The sequence below is a fragment of the Isoptericola sp. NPDC057191 genome (assembly GCF_042670225.1).
In the GTDB taxonomy this organism is placed as follows: domain Bacteria; phylum Actinomycetota; class Actinomycetes; order Actinomycetales; family Cellulomonadaceae; genus Isoptericola.
Map to the genome: position 1 here is coordinate 1 of NZ_JBHUWC010000090.1, position 15,961 is coordinate 15,961.

Annotated in this window: 10 protein-coding genes; 3 read left to right on the plus strand and 7 right to left on the minus strand. The window is 75.7% G+C overall.

The genetic code is table 11. The annotated features are described in order from the left end of the window. Nucleotides 1-42 precede the first annotated feature (42 nt). Together ACFT55_RS12325 and ACFT55_RS12330 are read right to left on the minus strand one after the other, a co-directional pair. The gene (locus ACFT55_RS12325; protein WP_380244128.1) at nucleotides 43-1,302 is read right to left on the minus strand and encodes a UDP-N-acetylmuramate dehydrogenase; all 1,260 of its coding nucleotides are present in this window, start codon (nucleotides 1,300-1,302) and stop codon (nucleotides 43-45) included. Then, nucleotides 1,299-2,606 carry an MFS transporter gene (locus ACFT55_RS12330; protein ID WP_380244129.1) on the minus strand — a complete coding sequence of 436 codons (1,308 nt, stop codon included), beginning with the start codon at nucleotides 2,604-2,606 and terminating at the stop codon, nucleotides 1,299-1,301. Before ACFT55_RS12330 ends, ACFT55_RS12325 begins: the two co-directional genes overlap by 4 nt. A gap of 101 nt (nucleotides 2,607-2,707) precedes the next feature. Here ACFT55_RS12330 and ACFT55_RS12335 point away from each other — a divergent pair, with 101 nt between their 5' ends. Beyond that, nucleotides 2,708-3,847 carry a LacI family DNA-binding transcriptional regulator gene (locus ACFT55_RS12335; protein WP_380244130.1) on the plus strand — a complete coding sequence of 380 codons (1,140 nt, stop codon included), beginning with the start codon at nucleotides 2,708-2,710 and terminating at the stop codon, nucleotides 3,845-3,847. 6 nt (nucleotides 3,848-3,853) lie between these two features. Here the strand turns inward: ACFT55_RS12335 and ACFT55_RS12340 are convergent, their stop codons facing one another. From ACFT55_RS12340 to ACFT55_RS12360, 5 genes are read right to left on the minus strand one after another with little or no spacing between them, the layout of a single operon-like run. Next, nucleotides 3,854-4,480, minus strand: coding sequence for a GNAT family N-acetyltransferase (locus ACFT55_RS12340; protein ID WP_380244131.1), 627 nt, complete (start codon nucleotides 4,478-4,480; stop codon nucleotides 3,854-3,856). Continuing rightward, on the minus strand, nucleotides 4,477-6,591 hold the full coding sequence (locus ACFT55_RS12345; protein WP_380244132.1) for a penicillin acylase family protein: 2,115 nt from the start codon (nucleotides 6,589-6,591) through the stop codon (nucleotides 4,477-4,479). Before ACFT55_RS12345 ends, ACFT55_RS12340 begins: the two co-directional genes overlap by 4 nt. Next, nucleotides 6,588-9,197, minus strand: a complete 2,610-nt coding sequence (locus ACFT55_RS12350) for a GNAT family N-acetyltransferase (protein ID WP_380244133.1) — start codon at nucleotides 9,195-9,197, stop codon at nucleotides 6,588-6,590. Before ACFT55_RS12350 ends, ACFT55_RS12345 begins: the two co-directional genes overlap by 4 nt. Next, complete coding sequence (locus ACFT55_RS12355) at nucleotides 9,194-10,570, minus strand: lysine N(6)-hydroxylase/L-ornithine N(5)-oxygenase family protein (protein ID WP_380244134.1); 1,377 nt, start codon at nucleotides 10,568-10,570, stop codon at nucleotides 9,194-9,196. The genes ACFT55_RS12350 and ACFT55_RS12355 overlap by 4 nt, the downstream gene beginning before the upstream one ends. Then, the gene (locus ACFT55_RS12360; RefSeq protein ID WP_380244135.1) at nucleotides 10,567-12,135 is read right to left on the minus strand and encodes a pyridoxal phosphate-dependent decarboxylase family protein; all 1,569 of its coding nucleotides are present in this window, start codon (nucleotides 12,133-12,135) and stop codon (nucleotides 10,567-10,569) included. The genes ACFT55_RS12355 and ACFT55_RS12360 overlap by 4 nt, the downstream gene beginning before the upstream one ends. 211 nt (nucleotides 12,136-12,346) lie before the next feature. Here ACFT55_RS12360 and ACFT55_RS12365 point away from each other — a divergent pair, with 211 nt between their 5' ends. Together ACFT55_RS12365 and ACFT55_RS12370 are read left to right on the plus strand one after the other, a co-directional pair. Then, a complete protein-coding gene (locus ACFT55_RS12365) occupies nucleotides 12,347-14,407 on the plus strand; it encodes a HelD family protein (RefSeq protein WP_380244136.1) in 2,061 nt (686 codons plus the stop codon). 159 nt (nucleotides 14,408-14,566) lie between these two features. Continuing rightward, nucleotides 14,567-15,886, plus strand: a complete 1,320-nt coding sequence (locus tag ACFT55_RS12370; protein ID WP_380244137.1) for a C39 family peptidase — start codon at nucleotides 14,567-14,569, stop codon at nucleotides 15,884-15,886. Nucleotides 15,887-15,961: the final 75 nt, after the last annotated feature.

A 15,961-nucleotide genomic window follows, 5' to 3' on the forward strand; every position in this document is an offset into this window, starting at 1 on the left:
GAATTCCCCCGGGAATTCACGCCGATTTCGTACCCACAACAATCACAGGGCGGTGCCGACGAGGACGGGTTCGGCCTCGAGCTCGATGCCGAAGGCGTCCTTGACGCCGTCGCGCACGGTGCGCGCGAGGGCGACGAGGTCGGCCGCGGTCGCGCCGCCGCGGTTGGTCACGGCCAGCGTGTGGCGGGTCGAGAGGCGCGCGGGGCTGTGCTCGCCCGCGAGGCCGAAGCCCTTGGTGAACCCGGCGTGCTCGATGAGCCACGCGGCGCTCGTCTTGACGAGGGTCGGGTCGACGACGCCGAGGGCGGGACCCACGGTCGACTCGGGCGTCGCCGACCGCACGGGGAAGCGCGGGGCGTCCTCGGGCAGGTCCTCCGCGGCGTCCGCCGGCAGCACGGGGTTGGTGAAGAACGACCCGGCGGACCAGCGGTCGTGGTCAGGGGCGGGAGCGCCGCCCACGCCGTCGAGCAGCATGCCCTTGCCGCCGCGCAGCTCGAGCACCGCCTCCCGCACCTCGGCCGACGGGGCGCGGCTGCCGACCTCGACGCCGAGCCGGCGGGCCAGCTCGCCGTAGCCGACGGGCGCGGACAGGCTGCCCAGGCGCATCTGCAGGTTCACCTCGAGCACCACGTACCGCGGGGTCGGGTACCAGGGGGCACCCTCGCCGCCGCCGGTGCGCATCGTGCGCTTGAGCAGCGACGTGCGGTAGCCGAAGCCGAGCGACGCGAGCGGGAACGTCTTCATGCCGCCCGTGGCGCGGTCCCAGGTGCGCACCGACGCGACGACCCCGGACACCTCCTGGCCGTACGCGCCGATGTTCTGCACAGGGGCGGCGCCGACCGTGCCGGGGATGCCGGACAGCGCCTCGACGCCCACCCACTCGTTCGCCACGGCCTCGGCCACGAAGGCGTCCCAGTCCTGACCGGCGGGCAGGCGCAGGCTCGCCCCGCCGCACGCACCGTCGGTGCCGCACGAGTCGGCGAGGTCCGCGTCGAGGCCCTGGCGCACGTCGCGCACGACGACGCCCGCGAACCCCTCGTCCGCGACCAGCAGGTTGGAGCCGCCGCCGATCACCAGGAGCGGCTGCCCGGCGTCGTCCGCCGCGCGCACCGCGTCGATGAGCTCCGCCTCCGACTCGGCCTCCACGTAAGCGTCGACGGGACCGCCGACGCGCAGCGTCGTCAGCTCGGAGAGCGCGGGGGTCGACGTGGTCGACACGGCCGAAGTGGCCGAGGTGGCGCCGTCCGCGGTGGTCGCGGACGGCTCGGTGGTGGGCGAGGCGGGCACGGCGGAAAGACTCACCCGTCCAGCGTACGCGCCGGGTCCGGGGCGGCCGGCAGCGGCTTCGCCGCGCCCGCGACGACCAGGCCCAGCGCCACGGGCACCGCCAGCACGAGCAGCGCGTCGCGGTAGCCGACGTGCTCGGCGAGGAAGCCGATGAGGGCCGGTCCCACGAAGAACGCCGAGTAGCCGACGGTCGAGACGACCGAGACGCGCAGGGCCGCGCGGCGCGGGTCGTCGGAGGCCGCGGACATGCCCAGCGGGAAGCCGAGGGAGGCGCCCGCGCCCCAGATCGCGACGCCCACGAGCGCCACCCACAGCGTCGGCACGAGCGCGAAGACGAGGACGCCGACCAGCGCCGCGGCGCCGCACGCCCGCAGCATGGGGACGCGCCCGTACCGGTCGATCAGGGACGTGCCCGCCAGCCGCGCGAGCGTCATCGCGCAGAGGAAGACGGCGAGGCCGATCGCCCCGATCGAGTCGTCCACGCGGAAGCCGTCGACGACGGCGAGACCGACCCAGTCGTTCGCCGCGCCCTCGGTGAGCGCCGCGGCGAGGACGACGAGCCCGACCAGCAGGGTGCGGGACTCCCGCCACGTCGCCAGCGTGTCGCGCAGCGTGTGACCGGTCCCGGTGTCAACGGCGGTCGCCGGGTCCGCCTGCGTGTCCGGGGTGGTCGACCCGGTCGACGCGGTCGAACCGGTCGATCCGTCCGCCGCGTGCGCCGTCGGCTCGAAGAACCGCACGCACACCAGGACGACCACCAGGTCGACCAGCACCACCGTGATGACGTGCAGCGACAGCGGCACGCCGGCGTGCGCCGCGAGGGCTCCCACGCCCGCGCCGGCGACGGTGCCGAGCGAGAACCCCGCGTGGAAGCGCGGCATGACGGACCTGCCGAGACGCTGCTCGACGACGGCGCCCTCGAGGTTCATGGCGGCGTCCCAGATGCCGACGCCCATGCCGCCGAGGAAGAGGCCGACCCGCACCACGAGCGGTTGGCCGGCGTCGACGGCGAGCGTCGTGACGGAGAAGCCGACGGCGGCCAGTGCCGCGAACGCCACACAGGTGCGGGCGGCCCCGATGCGCGAGGCGATCATGCCGGACAGCGGCAGCGCGACGAGCGAGCCGATGGAGGCGGTGAGCAGGAGAAGCCCCATCTGCTCCGCCGTGAATCCCAGGCCGTCACGCACGGCGGGGAGGCGCGAGGCCCAGGTCGCCATACCCACTCCCGCCACGACGAAGACGGTGAAGACGGCCCAGGCGGCCCGCACAGCGTGCGCGGGCGGGGCGTCGAGGCGCACGCGGGGAGGCTCGGAGGTCACAGGACGACGCTTCCCGATTCCGCCACCAGCGTCAAATCGTTTCGAGCACGCTGTCGGCGGCGCGGGTAGGCTGACGCCCCGACACCTCCGGAAGGAGCCCCATGGGTCGCAGCAACGCCGCCCGACCGACGCTCGCCCGGGTGGCCGAGCTCGCAGGCGTCTCGGTCTCCACGGCCTCGTTGGCGTTCTCCGGCGCGGGTCCGATCACCGCCGAGACCCGGGACAAGGTCCTCGCTGCCGCCGCCGAGCTGGGCTACTCCGGCCCCAACCCGCTCGGACGACAGCTCCGCTCCGGTCGGTCAGGCATCGTGGGCGTCGTCCTCGGCGACCAGCCGGGGCGCGCGTTCCGCGACCCCGTGGCGGTCAAGGTGCTCGACGGCCTCGTCGACGTGCTCGGTGCCGAAGGGCTCGGCGTGCTGCTCATCCCCGGTGTGCGCGCGGCCGCCGTGCCCGCCTCCCCGGACGGCGGCCCCGCGCCGCTGCCCGCCGTCGACCCGCTCCTAGAGTCCGCCGCCATGGACGTGGCCGTGCTGGTGTGGGGCGTGCTCACCGACGACGCGACCCTCGCCGCGCTGCGTCGCCGCGACGTGCCCGTCGTCGTCGGCGAGGGCGGCCGGGTGGACGGCGCCCCCCTGGTCGCGCTCGACGACCGCGCCGGCACCGCGCTGGCCGTGCGGCACCTCAAGGAGCTGGGGCACACCCGCATCGCGGAGATCACGCTGCCCCTGGACGCCGACGAGCGGTCCGGCCCGATCGACGCGGGCCGCCTCGCCCAGGCCGACCGCACCTCCACCCGGCACCGGCTGGACGGGGTGCGCGACGAGGTGGAGCCGGTCATCTCGTGGGAGACGCCCGCCTCCCTCGTGGAGCACGGCCGCGACGCGGCCACCGAGATCCTCGGCGCGTGGGTGCCCGAGACGGAACGCCCGACGGCGATCGTCGCGCACTCCGACCTCCTTGCCGCCGGCGCCGTCATCGCCGCCCGCGAGCTCGGCCTACGCGTGCCCGACGACGTGTCGATCGCCGGGTTCGACGGGATCGACCTGCCCTGGCTCTCCCCCGACGTGCTCACCAGCGTGCACCAGCCGTTGCGGGCCAAGGGCGTCGCGCTCGGGCACGCCGTGCTGGGCGTGCTGGCGGGCGAGGAGCCCACCTGCACCACGCTGCCCGTCGAGCTGGTGCCCGGCACCACGACGGGCCCCGTCCCCTCCGAGGTGCGGCCCGCCGACCCCCAGGCGTAGTCGCTCCTAGACGCCCGCGCCGGCAAGGATCGCCTCCGCGCGCTCCCGCGGCAGGAAGGCCAGCACGGCTTCCTTCGGCCCCTGCGGTGACTCGAACCGCACCGTGCCGGCCGGCTCGAAGCCGAACGCGACCATGCGGGAGATCGCGGACCGGTTGCGGGCGTCCGGCTCCACCACGAGCCGCCGCACCCCCGGGGATGCGAGCGCCAGTCCCAGCACGGCGGGGCCGACGGCCGTCCACGGCGCGACGCCGTACCGCTGCGCCGGCCCGTCGCCGCCCTTGAAGAAGTGCATCCCCACGTCGCCGGGGAGCACGTCGTAGGCGGTCGCGACCGGGTCGTCCTCGGGGTGGTAGAGCTGCACGAGCACGACGGGCTCGCCGTCCCAGCGCACCAGGTAGGCGTGGTGCGTGGGCAAGGAGTCGACGAACGCGTACGTGGCGCTCAGCTCCTCGCGGCTGAGCCCGGCCAGCCCCCAGAAGCCCGCGTGCGGGCGGTTGACCCAGTCGTGCAGCACCTCCACGTCCGCGACGGGGTCCAGGACGTGGGCGGTGAAGGTGCCGGCGCCCGGCACGTCCGTGCGCCACACCTCCTCGCCGCGTGCGCCGGTCAGCAGTCGGGTCTGGTCGGTCATCGGGCTCTCCGTGTCGGGTCGGTCGGCAAGGGTTCGGGGCGCAGCCGCGCCCAGTCGGTCTCGATCTGCTCGGTGCTGCCCACCGCCCACGTCGGGTGCTGGTCCGCGAAGTGGGGCGAGCGCGGGTCGCCGGCGGCGCCGAACGGCACGCCCCACCGGCTGCGGCGCCGGTCGCCCAGGTCCCACACCCAGCGCGCCACCGACCCCCTCGACGCCGCGTAGGTCAGTCCCGGCACGCCGCCCGTGCAGCGCACGGAGTCGCCCGCTCCACCGAGCGGGACGGGCGGCACGACGGGCACGGTCGCACCGGGGACCAGGTCGAGGGCGTGCAGCGGCGCGAGGCGGTGCAGGTCGCCCCAGGTCCGGGCGTCGTCGGGGTCGCCGAGGTCCGCGAGCGCGCACACGGCGGCGGCGCGGGCGTCGACGACGCCGGACGCGAGCACGACGGCGAGCGCGTCGCCGACGCGGGCGACGACGTCGAGCCACGGGGCGAACACGGCAGGCAGGCCGTGCGGGGCGTGCAGCGGTGCGAGCGCCGGGTCGGCGGCCACGCGGCGCACGAGGGCGTGCCGCCAGCGGGCGAACAGCGCGGCGTCCGCGTCGCCGGGGTCCATCGCGGCGCCGGCCGCCACCCACGCCCGCAGCCGGGCGGCGCGCGGGTCGCCGACGTCGGCGAGCCGCACGACCAGCTCAGCCGCACCGCCGTCGCGGGTGTCGGCCAGCACGCGGTCCTGGGTCGCGGCCGTCTCGCCGCCGGGCGGCGGGTCGGCGAGCAGCGCCCGGACCCGGGGGCCGCGGTGCGGCGCGTACGCGTGGCCGAGGTCGAGGCCCGGGCCGGCGGGGCGGTCGTTGGCGTCCACCGCGACCCCGGTGACGGCGACGGGCGCAGGCAGGTCGCGCCACCGGGGCGCACCGGCGGCGCCGGCTGCTCCGGCGGCTCTGGCGGGCGTCGGCACGACGCGGCCCGACGGCGGCACGACCGGCACCCGGCCGGCCGTCAGGCTCAGCACCTCGCCGGTGGAGTCGGCGGCGAGCACGCGGTTCACCGGGTCGACCCAGCCCGCGAACGCCGCGGCGACGTCGCGCGCCGTCCGCGCCCGCTGGAGGGCGCGCCACGCCGCCACCCCGGCGTCGGCCGTGACCCGCACGGGCCAGCGCAGGCTGTGCCGGTCCGTCACGAGGGGACCGCGCGGCGTCTCGGCCCACGGCACGTCGACCGGGTCACCGCCCCGCACGGGCACCGTCTCGGTGCCGGACGCCACGACCTGCGCCGCCACCGTCGGTGCGTCGTCCCCCTCCGCGCACAGCTCGACGTGGTGCGCCATCGCGTTGGTGATGCCCCACCCGACCGCGCCCTGGGGCGTCTCGGCGTGCCCCAGGTGCAGCACGCCGGGCACGCCGGGGAAGGCGAGACCGAGGACGTCGTGGCCCGGACGGGCCAGCCGCACCTGCTGGTACACGCCCGGCAGCTCCAGGAGGCGGTGCGGGTCGCCGGCCAGCAGCGGCGCGCCGGAGGCGGTGCGCGACCCGTGCAGCGCCCAGGCGTTCGACCCCGACGACGGGCCGCCGTCCACGGCGCCCCACCACCCGGCGGCCTCCGCGCCGAGCGTGCGCGTCACGTGCTCGCGCCACAGCAGGTGCGGGAACCCGCTGAACAGCACGTGGTGCACCAGGAACGTGCCGACGGGCGTCCACGGGTGCCAGGGTTCGTCGTCCGGCAGCGGGGCACCACCGAGCGCGCGGGCGAGCTCGGCCCGCTCGGGCGAGTCCCGGCCGCCCGCGTCGAGTCCCGCGCGGACCCCGTCGGCGTACGCGGACAACCACTCCTGCTCGGGCGCCGCGAGCGCCGCCCAGACGCGCCGGGTGGTGTCGGCGAGCCGGACGCGGACGGCGAACCGGTCCCACTCCAGGCCCGCGGGACCGAGCCGGGCGGCGACCCGGCCCTCGCCGTACCAGCGGTCCACGTCGAGCTGCCAGCCGCGGTCCAGCGCGGTGACGTAGCCCTGGCCGAAGGCGAGGTCCGCCTCGGAACCGGCGCGCACGTGCGGCACCCCCCGCGGGTCGCGGAAGAGCTCGAAGCGGTCGCCCGCGCGGCGCGACGGGTCGCTCACGGTGCCCCCGGTGCGGTCACCGGGTCCGCGACCGGGCTCGCCACCGGGCTGGCCGACGGGCTCGCCACCGGGTTGGCCACCGGGTTGGCCAGGGTGCCGGCGTACAGCAGCGAGCCGGACTGGTCGGCGAGGTCGACCATCTGCAGCGTGTTGCGCAGCTGGAGGCGGTTGAGGCACGAGTGCGCGAACCGCGCCCCCCGCAGCTCGACCCGGCCGGCGAGGTCGGGGTGCTCGTCGCCGTGCCGGTCGAGAACGTCGCCCACCACCGCCCAGAACCGGTCCTCGGCGAGCACGCCGTCCACGGCGAGGATGCCGGCGAGGTGGCGCAGCACGCCGTCGAACACGTCGGTGAAGATCGACAGCGCCTTCTGGTCGGCGTCGACGACGGCGCGGACCCGCTCGACGCCGGCCGGCAGCTCGCGGTGCCCGAGCACGGCGACCTCCTCCCCGATGTCCTTCATGAGCACCCGCCGGACCACGCCGTCGCGCAGCACGAGCACGAGGTTCTCCCCGTGCGGCATGAACGCCAGGTCGTGGGCGCGCAGGCAGTGCACCAGCGGGTACAGGTAGGCGTCGAGGTAGGCGCGGAGCCAGGCCTCGGGCGCGATCCCGGAGGTGCGCACCAGGGCGGTGGCGAACGCACGCCCGGACGCGTCGCGGTGCAGCAGGCTCGCCATGGTGGCGAGCCGCTCCCCCGGCGCGGTCCGCGGCACGGGGGACTCGCGCCACAGGGCCGCGAGCATCTTGCGGTGCGCGCTGGGGCGGGCGGTGCGGTGGTAGACGTCGCCGGTGTACCCGATCGACGCGCGCTCGCGCAGGACGCCGAAGCCACCCTCCCGCAGGGTGGCGTCCTCGGCGACGATCCCGGCCACCCAGTCGTTGATCTCCGGCGTGGCGCGCATGTACGCCGGGGACAGGCCCCGCAGGAAGCCCATGTTCTGGATCGCGAGCGCCACCTTGACGTAGTGCCGCTCCGGCCGCGTGCGGTTGAACATCGTGCGGATGGACTGCTGCGGCTGGTACTCGTCGGAGCCCGTCCCGAGCGGCACGAGGTCGCCGCGTGCGACGTCCGCCGCGAACGTGACCGGAACCCGGTGCTGCCACTGCCACGGGTGCACGGGCAGGTAGAGGTACTCGGCCGGGTCGAGACCGCGCGCCGTCAGCCGGTCCGCGAACGCGGCGCGCTCGGCGCCCGTGAGCTCGCCGTCGTACAGGCTCGCCTCGGTCAGCCCGTCGCCGACGGCGAGGTGGGCGTGCTCGCGTCGCGCGGCCAGCCAGACGAGGCGCAGGCGCTCGCCGCGTTCCGGCGCGTACGCGAGGTAGTCGTCCAGGGAGAAACCGATGCGGCCGTTGTTGGCGAGGAACCCCGGGTGCCCCTCGGTCATCGCCGCCTCGGCCGCCTGGAACGCGTCGGCACGACGACGGTCGTCGTCCGCGGCGTCGACGGCGTCCGCCGGGCGAGGGTCGGGGGCGAGCGCCGCCAGGAGGGCCGGGACCTGCGGCGACGCCCCGCTCAGCTCTCGGTCGCGCTTGGCGCAGGCCGCGGCGAGGGTCGACGACAGCTCCTCCAGGTAGGTCGCGACCAGGTCGTCGGGGATCTGCAGCAGCGGCTGCAGCTCCGCGACCAGCTCGAGGGCGTCCACGGGCAGGTCGGTCCCGCCCGGGGCCGTCCGGGTGATCGACGCCGGGTCCACCACCCAGTGCTCCAGCGCGAACGTGCGCGCCGCGAACCGGTACGTCGCGCCGTCGAGCTCCAGCACGAACCACCGCGGGACACCCGACCCCTCGTTGTGAGCGGGCGATTGGCCCGGTGTCGCATCGGAAACGGGGTCAAACGCCCGCTCACAGCGCTCGTGGGCAGGCTCGGGCTCGGGGCGGAAGAGGCGCTCGTGCGCGAGCTCCGCGAGCGCCTTGGCGGCGAGGTGCCGGTGGGCGTGCTCGGCGAGGTCGGGGCGCAGGTGCGGCGCGAGACCCGGGTCGGCGGCGCCGCCCGCGCCGGCGAGGGCGCCGAGCGGGGAGGCCGCGAAGTCCGCCCGCGTGCAGACGCTCAGTGCCGCGCGCTTGGCGTGCCCGCCCTCGTCGATCTCGATGTCGCGCAGCACGCGGAAGCCGGCCGCGGCGTTCTTCGCGGCGATCGCGCGGTTGCGCACGTCGGGCTCGACGACGACCCGCGCCGCCCCACGGCCGTGCGGCGCCGGGGACAGGCAGAACTGGAGCACGGCGGCCATCACCGCGTCGGTGAGGCCGGGCCGCCGGGCGGCCGCGTCGTCCGGCGGCGGGGCGACGAGCAGGTGCATGCCGAGGTCGCCCGGCGCGGCGTCGTGCACGCCGACGAGGAGCACCCGGGCAGGGTCGTACGTCTCGGCGTAGAACGCGGGCACGCCGTCCACGCGCCCGAGCCAGCCGTCCTGGTCGGGGTCGGCGGCGACGGCGTCCAGGTACGCGCGCACCTCGCCCACCGCCAGGTGGCCCATGTGCCAGAACGCGGACGCGGGATGGGTCAGCCAGGAGTGCAGGGCCGTCGCGTCGCGCGCGGGGTCCACCGGCTCGAGCGTGACGGCGTCGGAGGTCACGCGGGCGGTGCGGGGCTCGGCCTGGACGCTCATCGGGCCACCTCCTGCACCGGCTCGCGGGTGGGCGCGGCGGGTGCGCCGCCCGGAAGGCCGAACGTCTGGAACGCGATGCGGCTCTCGACCGGGTACGGCTCGCGCCCGGTCACCTGCGCGAGGATCACGGAGTTGCGCCACGGCGCGAACCCGAGGTCGGGCGCCGTCACACCGTGCGTGTGCGCCTCGGTGCCGCCCACGTGGAGGCGCCCGCCGGCCCCAGCCGTGTAGTCGCGCGCCACGTCCACGCGGCCGAGCTCGTCCAGGTCGACCAGGCCGGGCGCGACGAACCCGGGCACGCCCGACCCGTAGCCGGTGGCGGCGACCACGGCACGCGTCCGGTGCTCCGCCGTCGTGCCCAGCTGACCGTGCCGCAGGGTGAGGACGTGCTCCCCCGCCCCGCCCGCGCCGTCGGGCTCGAACCTCGCCGCGACCACCTCCGTGTCGGACAGGAGCGTGGTCGGCACCTCGCGCCCGAGGGCGGACTTGCGGTACAGGGTGTCGTAGATCTCGTCGACCAGGTCACCGCTGATGCCCTTGTACAGCGCACGCTGCTCGCGGCCGAGGATCTCCCGCAGCTCGGTGGGCAGCGCCCGGTAGTGGTCGGTGTACTCCGGCGACGTCATCTCGAGCGTGAGCTTCGTGTACTCCATCGGGAAGAAGCGCGGCGAGCGCGTCACCCAGTCCACCCGGTGCGTCCCCGGCGCGGCGTCCTCCAGCAGGTCGCGGTACACCTCGGCGGCCGACTGCCCGGAGCCGACGACGGTGACCGCGCCCGTGCCCGCCAGCGCGTCACGGTGCGGCAGGTACTCCGCGCTGTGCACCACCGGGCCCGCGCCCGGGTGCCGGGCCGCCTCCGCCGCGAGGGCGGCGAGGGGGCCCGGGAGCCGTGGCGTCGTGCCGACGCCGAGGACGACGTGCCGCGCGCGGTACGTCTCGGTGCCGCCGCCCGCCAGGCGGGCCGTGACGACGAGGTCGCCCGTCGCGTCGTCGCGGTCCACCCGCACGACCTCTCGGCCCCACCGCAGGGAGGTGAGCCGGTCGGCCGCCCAGCGGCAGTACTGGTCGTACTCGGCGCGCAGCGGGTAGAACGACTCGCGGATGTAGAACGGGTACAACCGGCCCGTGGCCTTGAGGAAGGCGAGGAACGAGTACGGCGACGTCGGGTCGGCCATCGTCACCAGGTCGGCCAGGAACGGCACCTGGATCGTCGCGCCCTCGAGCATCATGCCCGGGTGCCAGCCGAACCCGTCGCGCTGGTCCAGGAACACGGCGTCGACGTCGGGCAGCGGGTCCGCGAGCGCCGCGAGCCCCAGGTTGAACGGCCCGATGCCGATGCCGACGAGGTCGTGGGTGTGCGTGCTGCGGGTCATCGGACGGCCTCCGAGAGGGTGGAGCGGGCGGGGAGCCGGGGGTGCGTGCCACGGCACGGCGGGGCGTCGAGCTCGATCAGCTCCTCCCCGGCGAGCAGCCCGTGCGCGGTGGAGCGCACCAGGTCGAGCACGCCGCGCACGTCGTCGAGGGTGGCGTCCGGGTTGAGCAGGGTGAGCTTGAGGCACGGCCGCCCGTCGATCACCGTCTTGGCGACGAGGGCGCGGCCGGAGTCGAACAGCACGCGCCGCACCCGCGGGACGAGGCCGTCGGCGCGGGCGTCGTCCACCCCGTCGGGCTGGAAGCGGAACAGCACGGTGGACAGGTCGGTCGGGGCCAGGAGCCGCAGCTCCGGGTCGTCCGCGAGGTCGGCGTGGACGGCGGCCGCGAGGTCGCAGACGGCGTCCACCATCGCCCCGACGCCGTCGGCGCCTACGGCGCGCAGCGTGGCCCAGAGCTTGAGGGCGTCGAACCGGCGCGTGGTCTGCAGGGACCTGTCCACGAGGTTGAGGTCGGGGTTCGGCTCGCCCGCCTCCTCGGCCGGGTTGAGGTAGTCGGCGTGCCAGGTCGCGCGGGCCAGGTCGGCGGCCTCGCGGACCAGCAGCGCGCTCGACGACACCGGCTGGAAGAACGTCTTGTGGAAGTCCACCGTGACGCTGCGCGCCCGCTCGATGCCGTGCAGCAGGTGCCGGCGCCGCCCGGAGAGCAGGAGCCCTCCGCCGTACGCGGCGTCCACGTGCAGCCAGGCGCCGACGGCGTCGCACAGGTCGGCGACCGGACCCAGCGGGTCCACGCACCCCCGGTCGGTGGTGCCCGCGGTCACCACGACCGCCATGACGACGTCCCCGGCGCGCTCGACGTCGACCAGCGCCCGGCCCAGGGCGCCCGGGTCCATCCGGCCCGCCGCGTCCGTCGGGACCGCGACGACCGCGTCGTCGTCCAGGCCGAGCAGCAGCGCCGAGCGCGCGACGCTGAAGTGGCCCGACGCCGTGGCCAGCACGCGCAGCCGGCCGAGCCGCTCGCGCCGCGCGGCGCCGCCGAGCCGGGCGCCGTCGGCCCCCGTCAGCGCGCGCTCGCGGGCCAGGTGCAGGGCCTGCAGGTTGGACTGCGTGCCGCCGGAGGTGAAGACGCCGTCGGCGCCGCCGTCCCCCGTCGGGAAGCCGATCCGGTCGGCGGTCCACTCGACGAGCCGCTGCTCCATGAGCGTCGCGACCGTGGACTGGTCGTAGGTGTCGACGGACGTGTTGATCGCGGCGAGCATCGCCTCCGCGCCCACGGCCGGGAGCGTCACCGGGCAGTTGAGGTGCGCGGCGTAGCCGGGGTGGTGGAACCAGACGGCGTGCGACGCGTAGAGCTCGGCGGTCTCGCGCAGCGCGTCGGGCGTGCCGACCGGCGGGCCGTCGAGGTCGACGGCGTCCACGAGCGCCTGGAGCTCGCGGCGGCTCGCGCCGCAGAACGGCTGCCGGGCGGCGGCGACGCGGGCGGCCACGTCGTCGACGACGGCGTGGAGCGTTCCGGCGTACTCGGCCGCGGTCGCGGCTCCCAGCAGGGCGGAGGGCTTGGGCACGGGACTCCTCGGAAGGGACTCGAAGTGAGGTCAGCCTGGCCTAACTTAGGGTGACCTCGCTCGGATGCCAACCGGTGCGACACAGATCACATCCGGCCGAGGTCCGGACGACGACGGCGGCCCCGCGCACCGCGCCGGGCACGTTGCCCGCGCCACCGGGACCGGGTAATGTCCTGCGGCTCCCACCCCGCCTGTCTCCTGGAGGTCAGCCGTGCCCGCTGTGACCGATGCCGAGCTCGACCTGGAGCGGGCGCACCTGGAGCGGGCGCGGGAGGAGCTCGCCCGGATGCGCGAGCGCACTGCGGGGCTGACCGCCCACGCCGGCGACCGGATCAGCGCCGAGGCGCTCGAGCTCACCCTGGCCCGGCGCCTCGCGCAGCTCGCGGACGACCCCCACGTGCCCCTCTTCTTCGGCCGCCTGGACCACGACGCGCGGTCCGGGGGCGAGGTGTTCCACGTCGGGCGGCGGCACGTGTCGGACACCGCCGGCGACCCGCTGGTCGTGGACTGGCGCGCGCCGGTCAGCGCCGCCTTCTACCGCGCCACCCGGCACGACCCGATGGGCGTGGCGACCCGCCGGCGGTACGGCTTCGCGCGCGGGGTGCTCACCGGGTTCGAGGACGAGGCGCTGTCCGGCGCGTCCACGACGGGCGCCGAGCACTCGGAGATCCTCGAGCAGGAGATCGAGCGCCCGCGCACCGGTCCGATGCGGGACATCGTCGCCACGATCCAGCCCGAGCAGGACGTCATCGTCCGCAGCGACCTCGACCGCACGGTCGTCGTGCAGGGCGCACCCGGCACCGGGAAGACGGCCGTGGGGCTGCACCGCGCCGCCTACCTGCTGTACGCGCACCGCGAGCAGGTCACGCGGCGCGGCATGACCGTCGTCGGGCCGAACTCGAGCTTCCTGCGCTACATCCGGGACGTGCTGCCGGCCCTCGGCGAGGTCGACGCCACGCAGACGACGGTCGAGGAGGTGGTCGCGGCGCACGGGCGCCTGCGCGGCACGGAACCGGCGGACGTCGCCCGCCTCAAGGGCGACGCCCGCATGGCCCAGGTGCTGCGCCGAGCGGTGTGGTCGCACGTGGCAGCACCCGCCGACCCCGTCGAGGCGCTCGTGCTGCCGCGCGGCTCCCGGCGCTGGCGCGTGCCCGCCCACGAGGTCCGCGACGCCGTCGCCCACGTGGTCGGCCGCGAGCTGCGCTACGACGCCGGACGCGAGCAGCTGCGGTACGCGCTCGCGCACCGGATCCTGCAGCAGATCGAGGCGAGCGGCGACGCCCTCGACGACCGGGCGTGGGACGTCCTCGCGCGCACCAAGGCCGTCAAGGACCACGCCGCGACGCTCTGGCCGGTCCTGACGCCCGCCCGGCTGCTCCACCGCCTGCTGTCCGACCCGGAGCTCCTCGCGCAGATGTCGGACGGCATCCTCACGCCCGCCGAGCGCGACGCGCTCGCTTGGGCCACCCCGCCCCGGAGCGCGGGCGCGGCGCGGTGGACCCTCGCCGACCTCGTCCTGCTCGACGAGCTCGCCGACCTGCTCGAGCGGGCACCGTCGGTGGCGCACGTCGTCGTCGACGAGGCGCAGGACCTGTCGCCGATGATGCTGCGCGCCCTCGGACGGCGGGCCCGCACCGGATCGCTCACCGTGCTCGGCGACCTCGCCCAGGCGACCACGCCGTGGGCCGTGCGCTCCTGGGCCGACGCCCTGGACCATCTCGGCAAGCCCGACGGGCACGTCGAGCAGCTCACCGCCGGGTTCCGCGTGCCCGGGGACGTCATCGAGTACGCGGCGCGCCTGCTGCCGACGATCGCGCCCGAGCTCGCGCCGCCCGTGGCGGTGCGGCGGGCGCGCGGCGAGCTCGTGCTCACCACCGCGCCGACGCTCGGGCTGGTGCGCACGGCGCTCGCGCGCGAGGGTTCGGTCGGGCTGATCGTGCCCGACGGCGGAGTGGCCGCCGCCCGCCGCGAGCTCCTGGCTGCCGGGCTCGCCTTCGCCGTCGTCGGCGAGGACGACGGGCGGACGCCGGACCCTGCCGACGACGGCGCCACCGAGTTCGACGCGCGCCTCGACCTGGTCCCTGCGTCCCTGGCCAAGGGCCTGGAGTTCGACCACGTCGTCCTCGACGACCCGGCGGGGATCGTGGCCGGGGAGGCCGAGCACGAGTCCGGGCTCCGGCGCCTGTACGTCTGCCTGACCCGCGCCGTGACCTCCCTCGCGGTGCGGCACGACGACGACCTGCCCGTGGAGCTGACGGGCCGGAGGGACTGACCGCCCGGCCCACGCCTCCCGGTACGACGCAGCGTCTGCCCGCAAGGTCGTGACACACGCCACAGGATCTGGGAAAGTCTTTGCCAACGGGCGGTGGGGACCGTCCCACGCCCCCGTCCCGGGGAGGGACCCATGAGAGGCATGGCGCGAAGGAGCTGGATGAGAGCGACGACGGCGGCCCTGGCAGCGGGGGCGGTGATCGCACCGACGGCGGGAGCCGCCGGTGCCGCGCCGCCGGACGAACCCGCCCCGACGGGCCACAAGATCACGACCACCCACTGGCAGGGCGTCGCCGAGCTGCGCCAGGGCGAGTGGGAGAACCTGCGCCCCGGCGCGCACGGCACGCTCGGCGTGCGCGACGCCGGCGGCCCGACCACCGCGTACACGGACCCGTTCGGTGACGGCTCCGCGGTCGAGTACGAGACGGGGACGTGGACATCACCGGTCGTCGAGACCGGGTACGCCGTCGACGAGTCCCTCACCTCGTGGAACGCCACGACCCCGACCGGCACGTGGGTCGAGGTCGAGTTCCGCGGCCGCAAGGCCGACGGCGCGTGGACGAAGTGGTTCGTCATGGGCCGCTGGACCTCCGGGGCCGACTTCGCGCCGGCGGACGGGTCGGTGGGCGACATCCACCGCACCTCGGTGGAGGGGCAGAACGACGCCGACGCCGCCCTGTACACGGACACCTTCGTGGCGCGCACGGGGCACGAGCCCGAGGCGTTCCAGACCCGCGTCAACCTGTACCGGCCGGCCGGGTCGACGGCGACCCCCCGCCTGTCGGGCGTGACGACGATGACCAACGAGTACCTGCCCGACTCCGCGTACGAGGGCACCAGCGCCTTCACGCTCGGCCGCGCGGTCGAGCTCGACGTGCCCGGCTACTCGCAGCTGATCCACATCGGCGAGTACCCCGAGTTCGGCGGCGGCGGCCAGGTGTGGTGCTCGCCGACGTCGACCACGATGATCCAGTACTCGTACGGCCCGAAGCACCAGGTGCCGGCCGCGCAGCTCGAGGGCATCGTCGCCCCGAACGGCGACCCGCAGGTGGCGCACGCCGCCATCAACGCCTGGGACTACGCCTACGAGGGCGCGGGCAACTGGCCGTTCAACACGGCGTACGCGCACGAGTACGGGCTGGAGACGTTCGTGACGCGGCTGCGCTCCCTCGCCGAGGCGGAGCAGTTCATCGCGGCGGGCATCCCGCTGGTGGTGTCGATCAACTTCAAGAAGGAGGAGATGCCTGAGGCCGGATACGGCACCAACGGGCACCTGGTCACCATCGTGGGCTTCACCGCCGACGGCGACCCCGTCATCAACGACCCCAACAAGGCGACCGACGCCGACGTGCGCAACGTGTACACCCGCGAGAACTTCGAGCGCGTGTGGCAGACGTCCACCGACGGCATCGCGTACGTCATCCACCCCCACGACGTGAAGCTCCCGCCGAACGTCCCCGGGGCCACCGCCAACTGGTGAGGTAGCTCGACCCTCGCCGAGGTAGCACCCACCTTGCCGAAGTAGCACGGGCCTCGCCGAGGTAGTGGATTCCAC

Bases quoted from the DNA above. Each gene is read 5' to 3' on its own strand.
- ACFT55_RS12355 (WP_380244134.1), bottom strand. From the start codon at position 10,570: ATGACCCGCAGCACGCACACCCACGACCTCGTCGGCATCGGCATCGGG.
- ACFT55_RS12350 (WP_380244133.1), bottom strand. From the start codon at position 9,197: ATGAGCGTCCAGGCCGAGCCCCGCACCGCCCGCGTGACCTCCGACGCC.
- ACFT55_RS12335 (WP_380244130.1), top strand. From the start codon at position 2,708: ATGGGTCGCAGCAACGCCGCCCGACCGACGCTCGCCCGGGTGGCCGAG.
- ACFT55_RS12370 (WP_380244137.1), top strand. From the start codon at position 14,567: ATGAGAGCGACGACGGCGGCCCTGGCAGCGGGGGCGGTGATCGCACCG.
- ACFT55_RS12340 (WP_380244131.1), bottom strand. From the start codon at position 4,480: ATGACCGACCAGACCCGACTGCTGACCGGCGCACGCGGCGAGGAGGTG.